Here is a 12,431-nt window from a genome sequence, read left to right on the forward strand (position 1 = left end):
CCAGTGTCATGAGTTCACTCTATAAATTTTATCTGCAGTCATTTCCGGCTTCACTACTTCCAAATAATGCTCTTCAGCTAACCAATATCGCTTTCTATACTTATCTAATATTTTTTCTCTACTCCCTATATATGTATCTCGCTGCAAGACTCTTTCGTACCGTATATCTCTTGGACAATCAACAAACACTGTAAAATCATAATATCCTATCCATTCAATCCTTTGATTAAATACACCTTCAATTATAACAATAAAATTTGTTGGAGTCGGAATGTCTTTCATCGTATATGTATCATTTGATTTATCATAGAAGGGGAGAGTCAGGCAGGAACAATTTTCATGGATCTTCATAAATAGTTCCTCTGTCAACATACTAATATCCCATTGTAAATAGTAGTATTCATACCATTCTTCTCTTCCAGTTCCATAGCGTTTGTTTCTTTCAACGATATGGTCGTCCAGACGGATGATTACAACGGGGCAATATTTTTGTAAACGAGACATCAATTGATGAACCAACGTTGTTTTACCTGCTCCACCCAAGCCATCGATTCCAACAAGATATGGTCTTTTCATGCTTTTATTTCTAAAATTAGTACGGATGTCATTTATTAGTTCGTCGCATTCGACCAACTCCATATACCTCCTATGCAATGAAGTTATTTTGAATTCAAAACCATAGTAAATCATGAGAGGGAACATGGCCTACCTCACCATGCTTCATTGCTGACTGGCTTTATGGTACCATTTGGCAAATGTTTCTGTCATGTTTAGTAGCAGGATGATTAAACTTCTAGAGTATTTCCTCTGTCTATCCATTCTGGCTTCAATAGAGAAAAAACAAGCGCATCATGTGACTGCTTGCGTTGATAGAGGTATCCTCTCAGTAATCCTTCCTGTGAAAATCCTAGTTTCCTTAATAATTGAATAGATGGTTCATTTTGCGGATAGGTTACCGCGCCGATCCGAAATAAATCCAAGTCCTCAAACGAGTATTGCAGTACTTTCGTAACTGCTTCCGTTGTAATGCCCTTACCCCAATAAGAAGGATGCAATTCATAACCTATCTCTGCCTTTTTCCCCTTAATATTAAGGTTGTTTAAACCTAATGTTCCAATAAATCCTCCAGTATCCTTCGATAGGATTCCCCATCTTATTCCTCTTTTCATTTCGAATGTGGAATGAAACGAATCGATCATTTCTACAGCCTGTTTTTCACTTTCCAAACTATCCATCCCATAATAAACCGTGACGTCATCTCTTGACATGATGTCATAATAAGCATTAGCATGCTCTTGTACGACTTGCACTAATTTTATCCGTTTTGTTTCCAACTCTGGAAAGTCCATTTTATTTGCTCCTTTAAATTTATAAACTGACCGTTAAAATTATTTCTTATGAACAATTGCCTCAAATGTAATGGTTTGCTCTAAATTTGTCGGATACTCTCCGTAATAATAATTGGCTGATATAACAATATCTTTAAACCCGACTGATTCCAGGAGCAACTTAAATTCCTCAATCCCATACCAACGAATCGGAAACCGCTCCAATTCCGTTTGAACCAATATTCCATCCCGCCATTTTTCGTAGCGGTTATGTGACACGGTATACTGATTGATATAATCGACTTCAACAATTTTTGTTTCTAATGTAATCCAGTCACCATTTTCTGTTTCCCAAGTCCTCGTACTTACTTGATCAATTGTTAAATCGGACTGCATAAATATATCAATGATTAGCTTACCTCCATCAACAAGATGACGATGGAAGTTTTTCAATGCCTGGATGGATTCTTCCCTCTTATGCAACAGTAGAAATGTTCCAGTTGGTACAATAATAGCTTCGTAGGCTTTATTTAGATTTAAGTCTTCCATTTTCCCTTGGTATAATATTGGTTTTAAGCCTCTCTGTTCACAGTTATCCTGACATATTTCCAGCATTTCAGTTGATACGTCAAATCCCTCCACATCCAATCCGTACTCAAGAAGGGGGACGAGAATACGACCTGTACCAACGCCCGGCTCAAGAATCGGACCTTTACAACCTTCTAATCTTGCTTGATAAAATTCTACATCACCAAAAGAGCGGCCAATATATTTGTCCAGATTATAGACTTCCGAGGAAAGCTTGCTGTAGTAGCCTAACATATGATCTACACCCCCTTTTGTTACAATTCAGTACTTTCTATAAGCTAAAATAAAAACCCTGTATCAAACAGGATTTTTATTTTAGCTAAATCTCTAATCCCTCATCTACACCTTGCTCCCAAGACTTCAACAGATGACGCATGATCTTTCCGCTTCTTGTTTTTGGAATTTCTTCTTTTACTACGATTTCATCTGGTGCAGCATTGGCACTTAACGTGTTGCTTATAAATCCACGTATTTCCTCCAGTAATTCCACCGATTCTTCATAGCCCGGATTTAACGTTATAAACGCCTTGATCACTTCACCATGTTTCGGATCAGGCTTTCCGATTACTCCCGCTTCAAGGACAGCAGGATGTTCAATCAATTTAGATTCTACTTCAAAGGGGCCGACACGCTCTCCTGAAGTATGAATGACATCATCCAGACGACCTTGGAACCAGAAATAACCATCTTCATCCACATAAGCACTGTCCCCGGTAATATACCAACCATCCATGAAATAACTTTCATATTGTCCAGGGTTATTCCAGATTTTCCGCATCATTGCTGGCCAATCTGCTTTGATGGCGAGATTACCCATCTGTTTCGGCGGCAGTTCATTTCCTGCGTTATCTATAATTGCTGCTTCTATGCCCGGAATTGCTTTCCCCATCGAACCTGGTTTAATTTCATTACATGGAAGATTGGCAATAAGTTGTGCCCCTGTTTCAGTCATGAGCCAAGTATCATGGATCCTCAAATTCAACTCTTTCAAGCCCCACGTAATAAGTTCCGGATTTAGTTGCTGCCCGCCACTTACGATATGTCTCAATGCGAGGAGATTATAATTTTTAGTTACTTTTTCTCCTTGGCTTATAAGCAGTCGGAGCACTGTTGGGGAAGTATACCATACAGATACATTGTATTTTTCCAATGTTTCATAGTAATTTTCCGGTGTTCGTTCTCCATCAACTACAACGTTCGTTATCCCATGGAGCCAAGGTGCAAATATTCCGTAGCTCGTGCCAGCCACCCAACCTGGGTTAGCAGTAGAAAAGTATATATCATATGGTTTTAAATCAAGCACCCATTCAGCCGTTGCGTAATGCTGCACCATCGCATGATGGACATGGTAGACTCCTTTAGATTTTCCTGTAGATCCAGGAGTATAATGAATCAACATTCCATCTTCCAAATCGACCCACTCGATCGGAAATACATCAGTTGCAGCTGCCATTTCCTCATCATAGCTAATAAAGATACTCTCTTTATTCGGAGTATCTCCAACTACAATGATTTTCTTTAAATGAGGAAGCTCCTGATAAGGCACACGCTCCAGTAACTCTTCTGTCGTGACAAGTACCGTTGCTTCGCTATCTTCTAACCTATCATATACTGCTTGCTCCATAAACTCATCAAATAGCGGACCGGCAATTGCTCCAATTTTTAATATCCCAAAAAAGACAGTATAGAATTCTGGCCTCTGCGGCATAAAAAGGAAAACGCGATCCCCTTTATTCACTTCATATTTCCGAAGCACATTTGCAAATTTATTACTCAGCTTGCTTAACTCAAGAAATGTAAGTGTTTCTTCTCGAGTGGATGACGAATAAATTAAAGCCAGCTTGTCTTTTCTCTCCGGATTTTCTGCATGACGGTCTAATGCTTCATAAGCCATATTCACTTTTCCAGTTGTATGCCAGCTGAATTTCCTCTTAACATCTTCCCACGTAAAGTTCTCTCTGAACGAATCGTAATCCTGTAAGTTATAATCTCCGACTCTAGCAGGAATTGGCTGCATGTCCATCGTTTATCTCTCCTTTATTGTAAACGTTAACATTTCATATAACATTAAATTGTTGAATTTTTTAGTAAGTTGAATCTATTTTAGAACATTTTGTGACATATATAAAGTATTTGAGTATAAGATTTTTTATTTTTTCAGGTAGAATGCAGAGGGAAGGTTCTAATCTAATAGGCATTTAAACCCTCCAGAAGGCTAATTTTTTATTGTATACTAAGTTAGGTAAATGAATCACGGAAAGGATGCTGTATATTGGTATTATTAGTTTTTCCCTTCATTGCACTCATGATTTACTTTCCATTTGCGGCAGGGTCAATAACTATTTATTACAGAGATATTAAAAATAGTAAGTCGGAAGAAAAACAAAAGAAAGCTAGAAGAAAGATTCTCCTACTTAATATAGTTGGTATTTTGTTGGCAATCATTGCCTTTAAATACATGTGGCATAGTCTTATGGTTAATTTTTAAAAGAGAGAGTTGATAGGATGTTAGCTGTTATAGCAGTAGGTGCTGCGATGCTTGCCTATGTGCCTTTTGGCCTCGCAGTGTTATTTATTGATAAGAAATTATTTCAACGTGCAGATACAAAAAGGAAAAGAAGAATGGCTGGGGGACTAATTATAACCATCAGTATCATTGGCATTATTGTTGGCATTTTAACCTTTAGAGGAATTATGGCAGATTATCTCTAATATGAAAAGAACCCAGGTTTAAATAAAACCTGGGTTCTACTATTTATCTTTGTTCATGAAACGGCCCCGGCAGGATTCGAACCTGCGACGCACAGTTTAGGAAACTGACGCTCTATCCCCTGAGCTACGGAGCCATACAGTAATGTTTTTATTATACAAAATCTGATGAAAAAAACAAGGCAGGATTTTTGCACCTGCCTTAACTTCTTAAACTTTTATAGCTTTTGCTAAATCCAAGGAGCGGTTCCTTGCACTGTGAATGCAAGCCATGATAATCTTTTCAAATTCATTTGCTTGCAGAGATTGAAGTCCCGCTTCGGTTGTTCCACCTTGGCTCGTAATATTTTTCCTTAGTGTATCAGCTGACTGCCCGGATTGCTCCAGCATTTTTCCGGCACCGATGATAGTCTGGGTGATCAGTGCATCGGCTGTCTGTGCATCCATACCTGCCTCTAAAGCAGCCTTCTTCATCGCTTCTACAAAGTAATAGATAAAAGCTGGACCACTTCCAGAAACAGCTGTCACGGTATGCATATCATCTTCAGATACAATCTTGGTCATACCGATCGTTTGAAATAATTTTTCTGCATATTCAAGTTGTTGTTCAGTTACATATTTTCCACCCGTAATAGCAGTAGCGGAATGCCCAATTTGGGCAGATGTATTAGGCATCGTCCGAATAACAGCTACTTTCTTGTTGAGCGTTTCTTCAATCGTTTCCGTCATTACACCGGCCAACACGGAAATGATGAGCTGATTTTCCTTTATATAAGGATTAATCGTCAATAAAGAATCCTTTAAGTCTTTTGGCTTCATTGCTAAAACAACGACATCGGCACGGCTAAACAATGCTTCCTTATCATAGGAAGTCTTTACTCCATACGTATCCTTCATATAAGCTAAACGCGCTGTATCTTGTTTATTGGTAACAAAAATTTGGCTTTTGTCGACTGTCTTTGTCTGCAACAAACCAGCAATGATTGCCTCTGCCATTGAACCACAACCAACAAATAAAATCCGTCTATCCATAAAAATACACTCCTTCTTTAAATTTCCAATAAAAAAAGCTGATTCCGTCCTAAAAAAGGACGGAAATCAGCTTCCGCGGTACCACCTAATTTGGCAATCTGCCCACTCTTCATTGATAACACAGTTTCCTGTGGTTAGTTTATAAGCTAACGACTCCCAGGTAGGTTCATACAAGCTTATCAGCAGGGATCTCTCAGCCGGTGAATCCCATTTTCTGTCAGATAGTTCTTATATTACTGGCCTCATCATCGTCTAAAATGTATTTGATTTCTGTTAATAGTAGGATAAAAAAATCGCTTTGTCAAGGGGCGGATTTTAATGGGTCAGGACACTTTCAATATAAGAGGGACTATAACTAGTAAGCTTTATCTTCATTAGGAATTTCTCCATTAAATGACAAAAAACGCCTAATATTACTTAAGCGTTTTTAAAGGATTTGAATTTATAAAAATGGAGGAGGTAGAGGGATTCGAACCCCCGCGCGGTTTGACCCGCCTGTCGGTTTTCAAGACCGATCCCTTCAGCCAGACTTGGGTATACCTCCGTTTCAAGACAAGATATAATATATCATAAAAACATGAATGATGTCAAATATTATTTTACGGCATTGTTAATGAGGGGAGGCTGCATGAGATGCTCATACAGCCAACCTTCTATCTTACTTGATAACTTCTAGACCACCCATATAAGGTACAAGCACTTTCGGCACGATGACAGAGCCGTCTTCTTGCTGATTATTTTCTAAAATCGCTGCAACTGTTCGCCCAATCGCGAGACCTGAACCATTTAAAGTATGCACAAATTCTGGTTTTGCATTCGCTTCACGACGGAAACGGATGCCTGCACGTCTTGCCTGGAAATCTTCAAAGTTAGAGCAAGAAGAAATTTCCCGGTACATGCTTTGGCTAGGAATCCAAACTTCAATGTCATACTTTTTCGCTGCAGTAAAGCCTAGGTCACCTGTACACATGCTCATCACACGATATGGCAATTCAAGTTCCTGCAAAATCTTTTCCGCATGACCTGTTAACGTTTCTAGAGTTTCATAAGAATCTTCAGGCTTAACGAAGTGTACTAACTCTACTTTGTTAAACTGATGCTGACGAATCAAGCCTCTTGTGTCACGTCCTGCAGAACCCGCTTCAGAACGGAAGTTAGCGCTGTACGCAACGTACTTTTTCGGTAAATCAAGTAAAATTTCATCACGGTGATAGTTCGTGACAGGCACCTCTGCCGTCGGGATTAAGAAGTAGTCCCATTCCTCTAACTTAAAGGCATCCTCTTCAAACTTCGGAAGTTGCCCAGTTCCAGTCATGCTCGCACGATTTACAATCTGTGGAGGGAGCACTTCTGTATAACCATGTTGATCCGCATGGTAATCCATCATGAAGTTGATTAGTGCACGTTCAAGTCTTGCTCCAAGCCCTGTATAGAAGACAAATCGGCTTCCTGTCACCTTAGCTGCACGTTCAAAATCTACAATAGATAAGTTTGTTGCAATATCCCAATGGGCTTGAATTTCAAATCCAAACTTAGGAAGTTCACCCCATTCACGGGCAACAACGTTATCGTCTTCGTCTTCCCCGATCGGCACACTTTCATGTGGGATATTCGGAATGGAATACATGACCTGTTCCAGTCTTTCTTCCACTTCTTTCAACTCTTTATCCAGCTTGCCGATTTCTTCTCCAACCTGACGCATCTCTTTGATTGCCGGTTCAGCATCCTGCTTTTCTTTCTTCAACTTTGCGATTTCTTGTGTCGCAGCATTTCTTTTAGCTTTTAACTGCTCGGTTTCAGCGATTAATTTACGACGCTTTTCATCCAATTCACCAAACGTATCAAGTTCGGATAAATCTTCACCCCGGTGCTGCAATTTTGCTTTTACTTCTTCGTAATTATTACGTAAAAACTTCATGTCTAACATAATATTTTTCCTCCTTTTATTTTAAATAACAAAAAACTCCCGTCCCAAAAATAGGGACGAGAGTTTAAATTCCCGCGTTGCCACCCTTGTTGAAGAGGAAATCCTCTTCCGGCTCAGCTGCTTTAACGGTGCAGGGACCCGGGTTTATTTACTCTAGAATATATCTATTTCCATAAACCAGTTCAAGGATGGATTCACAAGCATTCTACATCGATTTGCACCAACCATCGACTCTCTAAGTGAAGAATAACTTGCTACTACTTCCTGTCAGTACTATTAGTTATTAATATTTTCTATCATCATAGCCGATTTATTTTAAAAATGCAAGTGTACATTGTCTACAAGCCGATCAATTAAAATAATCCTTTAATCCAATCGACAGCTGTCGTGAAGACATTACCGAAAAAGTCACCGATTGCTCCAAGAGTGAGCATGAACCAGTTAGCTTTTTCAACGGCTTCGTCACTGACTAGGTCAACAGATACTGCTTCTTGTTCAAAAATATAACCGTGATCGGTTGCTTCGCCTTGATAGACGAGTGTAGCAGTTCCAACCTTTTCACCTTTTTCAATCGGTGCGACGAGTTCGCCTTCTTCATTCAACTTCTCTTCATCAATATGATATTCTAAGCTGTACAGTTCTGCTTCATCTGCTTTAATTGGCATAGAAACTGGATCACTAATAGAAACACTCACTTCTTTTTCCTTACCTTTAGCGACTGGCAGGGTAGATTCATCCTCTAATTGATAGCCAGCTGCGAATAATTCCTCACTCTGGAAGTTATTATATCCATAATCAAGAAGTTTTGCCGTTTCACGGAAACGTTCCTCTTTCGAGTTGGTTTTCATTACAACGGTGATAAGACGCTTGCCATCTCTCTCTGCTGTACCTGTGAAAGTGTATCCAGCAAGATCAGTATTTCCTGTTTTTAATCCATCCATTCCTTCATAATGGAATTGTTGTAAGAAGGTTGCTTCATGAGGGAGCATCCAGTTCAAGTTTTCAATCGTATAACCTTCGAAATCCACTTCCGTCTGGCTTGAAATATCTAATGCATGCGGAAAATCATTTACCAAATGATAAGCTAATTGAGCTGCAGATCTTGCGGATAATAAGTTACTCGCATTTGGATCAGTTCCTTCAGGGACATCATCACCTAAACTAGAGTTATCAAGACCAGTACTATTTACAAATAAATATTCGGAGAGGCCCAATTCCTCAGCCTTATCATTCATCATTTTTACAAATTCAGTTTCAGAACCTGCAATCAACTCTGCAAGTGCAATGGTTGTTGCATTATCAGAGAATACGGCCATTGCATTATATAAATCTTTTACAGTATAATCTTTATTTTGTGTTAAACCTACTCCAGAAAAATAAATGTTCGCGGAGATTTTATATGCATAATCACTTATTTGAGTTGTCGTATCCCAACTAATTTGTCCATTTTCAATTGCTTCCAGGACAAGATATTCGGTCATCATTTTAGTCATACTTGCTGGAGGAAGGGCAACATCTGCGTTTTTCGCATAGAGGACTTTTCCGGTACCTGCATCAACTAAGATGGCAGACTCTGCATTTAAATCAAGGGTGCTTTCTGCATTTGCGGTTAGCGGTTGTATCGTAAACGTCGTGAACAACAATACAAGAGCGAGTATCATTGATACACTTTTTCTAGTAACTTGAATCAACTTTCTTACCTCCAACATAATTAAAGATTTTAATATGTAACACCTAGTTATTCTATCATATTTCGACTTAAAAAAATAGATGGACATTAAACAATACGAAGCTCCTTACCTGATTCATAGGGTTGAAATCTAGCTATGTTATTTCTCACAAAAAGAAACGCCTATCTTCATAGTTGAATAATAGGCGTTCTTATTATGTCTTAAAAGATTATTGTATCGAGTAGTTCGGAGCTTCTTTCGTAATTTGCACATCATGTGGATGGCTCTCACGAAGGCCAGCATTAGTGATTCGTACAAACTGACCATTGAGACGCAAATCTTCAATTGTCGCTGAACCACAATAACCCATACCAGCACGTAAACCACCAACTAATTGATGGAACGTATCCGTTAATGCCCCTTTATAAGGGACTCGTCCTTCTATTCCTTCTGGTACGAGCTTCTTCGTATCCTCTGTCTCAGATTGGAAGTAACGATCTTTCGATCCTGCTTTCATCGCACCAAGTGAACCCATACCACGATAAACTTTATATTTTCTACCTTGATATATCTCTGTTTCACCTGGGCTTTCAGTTGTACCTGCAAATAACGTTCCGAGCATGACCGCGTGAGCACCCGCTGCAATAGCTTTTACAATATCACCAGAATATTTGATTCCTCCGTCGGCAATGACAGGAACTCCATATTCTGCTGCAGCTTTAGCACAATCGTAAACAGCGGTAATTTGTGGAACACCGACACCTGCGACAACACGTGTTGTACAAATCGAGCCAGGGCCGATTCCGACTTTAACAACAGATGCACCTGCTTCGATTAAAGCAACGGTTGCTTCTGCTGTTGCCACGTTTCCTGCGATGATATCTAAGTCAGGGAAAGCGGCTCTTACTTTTTTCAGTTGGTTAAGTACACCAGCTGAATGACCATGGGCCGTATCGATAACAACTGCATCCACACCGGCTTCCACCAATTTTTCAATACGATTCAGAGAATCCCCAGTCACACCAACTGCAGCTGCAACGAGCAATCTTCCTTGGGAATCTTTTGCAGAGTTAGGGAACTCAATTACTTTCTCAATATCTTTTATGGTAATTAAACCTTTTAGAATATTATTGTCATCAACGAGTGGAAGCTTTTCAATTTTATGCTGTTGTAGTAATTTCTCAGCTTCTTCTAACGTCGTACCGACTGGAGCAGTAACAAGGTTCTCGCTCGTCATCACTTCAGAAATTTGGATGGAATAATCTTGAATGAAGCGAAGATCACGGTTTGTCAAAATACCTACAAGTTTTTGTTCTTCAATATCATTCACAATCGGTACTCCGGAGATACGGAATTTACCCATAAGATGTTCAGCATCATAAACTTGGTGTTCAGGTGTTAAGAAAAATGGGTTGGTAATGACGCCACTTTCTGAACGTTTTACACGGTCCACCATTTCTGCTTGCTCTTCAATCGTCATATTCTTATGGATTACCCCTAAACCACCTTGACGGGCCATCGCAATCGCCATCTCAGCTTCTGTTACGGTATCCATCCCAGCACTAATAAAAGGGGATTTTAATTTCAATTTTTCCGATAGTTGAGTATCGAGCTTCACATCCCTAGGCAGTACATTTGATTCTGCAGGTACTAATAATACGTCATCAAACGTTAAGCCTTCTTTGCCAAATTTATCTTCACGCATGTTCTAGCCTCCTAATTATTTATAAATCTTTATCCCGTTGATTAGCTATAAGTTATAAGTTATTTTTATTTACTTTACGCTAAATATCGCGGTTTTTCAACCACTTCGAACTTAATGGGAATAGTAAATAGATTCACAATTTTTACGAACAGTCAGGAAATGACTTTCCCTTTTATCTATTGCTTAAAAAGAAAAATCATTTCCCATTTATTTGCTATCCATCTTAAATAATCAGGTTCAAATAGTTACTGCTACCACTGGTTATTTTTATATTTTCGATAATAATTGAACTGGCGCAGCAACATATAAAATTTACGCTTCAGACTCTTATCTTTTTTATAGAAGAGGGGATTACCCCATTTCTTAGCCTTGATGAGTCGCTTAACATCTTTCTTAACGGTCTCATCCTCCACAAAGTTATTCAACACAATACGTGGCACAACGGTGAACAGAAATTCTTCATTCAGATAAGTCACTGGTTTATCTTTCCCAAAAATGACATCATCTACAATGTATTTCGCCATATTATGTCCAAGGGCTGTCACATAATAACTGGAGCGTCCTTGTCGGATGTTCACTTCAAATATCTTAAACTTCCCGTCCCGCTCATCGTATTTCATATCAAAATTGGCAAAACCAACATAACCAAGCTCTTCTAAAAATCGCTGCAGCTTCTTCATCATATCCTCATTGTATCTGGTAAGGACAGACGTGTAATTGCCAATTGCGGTAGCCGTATGCTCCTGAAGGACAACTTGTCCAAATGTCACTAGCTGAGTCTTACTTTCCGAATTCAAATAAAGGACAGAATCCCACATATACGTGTCCTCGCCCGGAATATAATCTTGGATAATCAATTCATCGCGGTAGCCACTTGCCTTAATCATGGAAATGACTTTATCTCGTTCCTCATCCGAGTTCACCCGGTACACTTTTTCCTGACCGGTAAAGGGATGTTTGTAATATTCAATTCCATTACTTGGTTTTATGATGATCGGATAAATCATTTCCTCTTGGAAAGGAGCTTCATCCTTACAGTCATAAAAATGGGTCGTTGGAGTGTCGATTCCATACTGTTCACAAAGCTTATAGAAGTTTGCTTTCTTTTGAAGCTTATTCATAAGCTCTTCGGAAATATAGTTGAAATGATAATATTCTTTCAGTGCTGCTTCATTTTCTATAATTAAACGCACATATGCATCATTTGTACCGACAAGAACTAATTTTTTATTACGGCTGCTTAATTCCTTAGCCAACTCCCCCAATATAGGAACGAATCTTCCTTCATCGGTTAAATCTGGATGAATATCAATTCGTTCCGGGATTGTACTAAAACTAGTGAATCCCATTTCTTGCTTCCCAACTAGGATGGGGTGAATATGATAAGCTTCATGGAAGGATATTGCCATATTGTAGGCATTAATATCTGTTCCGATGATTATTGGTATAAAAGGTTGATTACTCATATTGCC

At 39.0% G+C, this 12,431-nt stretch carries 10 protein-coding genes, 2 tRNA genes and 1 other annotated feature; of the genes, 1 reads left to right on the forward strand and 11 read right to left on the reverse strand.

What is annotated here, in order from left to right:
- Positions 1–6: 6 nt before the first annotated feature.
- The 4 genes from M3210_RS07455 to acsA form a co-directional block, all read right to left on the reverse strand.
- Entirely contained in the window at positions 7–633 is a 627-nt protein-coding gene (locus tag M3210_RS07455) for a kinase (protein ID WP_251512883.1), read from the reverse strand.
- 152 nt (positions 634–785) lie between these two features.
- Positions 786–1,349, reverse strand: a complete 564-nt coding sequence (locus tag M3210_RS07460) for a GNAT family N-acetyltransferase (protein ID WP_251512884.1) — start codon at positions 1,347–1,349, stop codon at positions 786–788.
- 39 nt (positions 1,350–1,388) lie between these two features.
- Positions 1,389–2,150, reverse strand: a complete 762-nt coding sequence (locus M3210_RS07465) for a class I SAM-dependent methyltransferase (RefSeq protein WP_251512885.1) — start codon at positions 2,148–2,150, stop codon at positions 1,389–1,391.
- A gap of 85 nt (positions 2,151–2,235) precedes the next feature.
- The gene (gene acsA, locus M3210_RS07470) at positions 2,236–3,939 is read right to left on the reverse strand and encodes an acetate--CoA ligase (RefSeq protein WP_251512886.1); all 1,704 of its coding nucleotides are present in this window, start codon (positions 3,937–3,939) and stop codon (positions 2,236–2,238) included.
- 482 nt (positions 3,940–4,421) lie between these two features.
- Between acsA and M3210_RS07475 the strand changes: the two genes are divergently transcribed.
- Positions 4,422–4,628, forward strand: coding sequence for a hypothetical protein (locus M3210_RS07475; protein WP_251512887.1), 207 nt, complete (start codon positions 4,422–4,424; stop codon positions 4,626–4,628).
- Between the two features lie 61 nt (positions 4,629–4,689).
- On the opposite strand, the gene M3210_RS07480 is transcribed toward M3210_RS07475, so the two are convergent.
- The 7 genes from M3210_RS07480 to M3210_RS07510 form a co-directional block, all read right to left on the reverse strand.
- Positions 4,690–4,762: transfer RNA gene (locus tag M3210_RS07480), tRNA-Arg, on the reverse strand.
- 73 nt (positions 4,763–4,835) lie between these two features.
- A complete protein-coding gene (gene proC / locus M3210_RS07485) occupies positions 4,836–5,657 on the reverse strand; it encodes a pyrroline-5-carboxylate reductase (protein ID WP_251512888.1) in 822 nt (273 codons plus the stop codon).
- A 451-nt stretch (positions 5,658–6,108) separates the two neighbouring features.
- Positions 6,109–6,201 (reverse strand) — tRNA-Ser (locus M3210_RS07490).
- 114 nt (positions 6,202–6,315) lie between these two features.
- The gene (serS, locus tag M3210_RS07495) at positions 6,316–7,584 is read right to left on the reverse strand and encodes a serine--tRNA ligase (protein ID WP_251512889.1); all 1,269 of its coding nucleotides are present in this window, start codon (positions 7,582–7,584) and stop codon (positions 6,316–6,318) included.
- Between the two features lie 49 nt (positions 7,585–7,633).
- Positions 7,634–7,864: a binding site (T-box leader), on the reverse strand.
- A gap of 73 nt (positions 7,865–7,937) precedes the next feature.
- Positions 7,938–9,275 (reverse strand): serine hydrolase, encoded by a 1,338-nt coding sequence (locus tag M3210_RS07500; RefSeq protein WP_379595960.1) that lies wholly within the window; start codon positions 9,273–9,275, stop codon positions 7,938–7,940.
- A 208-nt stretch (positions 9,276–9,483) separates the two neighbouring features.
- Complete coding sequence (gene guaB / locus M3210_RS07505) at positions 9,484–10,959, reverse strand: IMP dehydrogenase (RefSeq protein WP_251512890.1); 1,476 nt, start codon at positions 10,957–10,959, stop codon at positions 9,484–9,486.
- 251 nt (positions 10,960–11,210) lie between these two features.
- Positions 11,211–12,425, reverse strand: a complete 1,215-nt coding sequence (locus M3210_RS07510; protein WP_251512891.1) for a carboxylate--amine ligase — start codon at positions 12,423–12,425, stop codon at positions 11,211–11,213.
- Positions 12,426–12,431 lie beyond the last annotated feature (6 nt).

The sequence above is a fragment of the Oceanobacillus luteolus genome (assembly GCF_023715655.1).
Taxonomy (GTDB): Bacteria; Bacillota; Bacilli; order Bacillales; family Amphibacillaceae; genus Oceanobacillus; species Oceanobacillus luteolus.

Excerpts from the sequence above, each read along its gene's own strand:
- M3210_RS07475 (WP_251512887.1), top strand. The coding sequence starts at position 4,422 with ATGTTAGCTGTTATAGCAGTAGGTGCTGCGATGCTTGCCTATGTGCCT.
- serS (WP_251512889.1), bottom strand. The coding sequence starts at position 7,584 with ATGTTAGACATGAAGTTTTTACGTAATAATTACGAAGAAGTAAAAGCA.
- M3210_RS07460 (WP_251512884.1), bottom strand. The coding sequence starts at position 1,349 with ATGGACTTTCCAGAGTTGGAAACAAAACGGATAAAATTAGTGCAAGTC.
- M3210_RS07510 (WP_251512891.1), bottom strand. The coding sequence starts at position 12,425 with ATGAGTAATCAACCTTTTATACCAATAATCATCGGAACAGATATTAAT.
- acsA (WP_251512886.1), bottom strand. The coding sequence starts at position 3,939 with ATGGACATGCAGCCAATTCCTGCTAGAGTCGGAGATTATAACTTACAG.
- guaB (WP_251512890.1), bottom strand. The coding sequence starts at position 10,959 with ATGCGTGAAGATAAATTTGGCAAAGAAGGCTTAACGTTTGATGACGTA.
- M3210_RS07465 (WP_251512885.1), bottom strand. The coding sequence starts at position 2,150 with ATGTTAGGCTACTACAGCAAGCTTTCCTCGGAAGTCTATAATCTGGAC.
- proC (WP_251512888.1), bottom strand. The coding sequence starts at position 5,657 with ATGGATAGACGGATTTTATTTGTTGGTTGTGGTTCAATGGCAGAGGCA.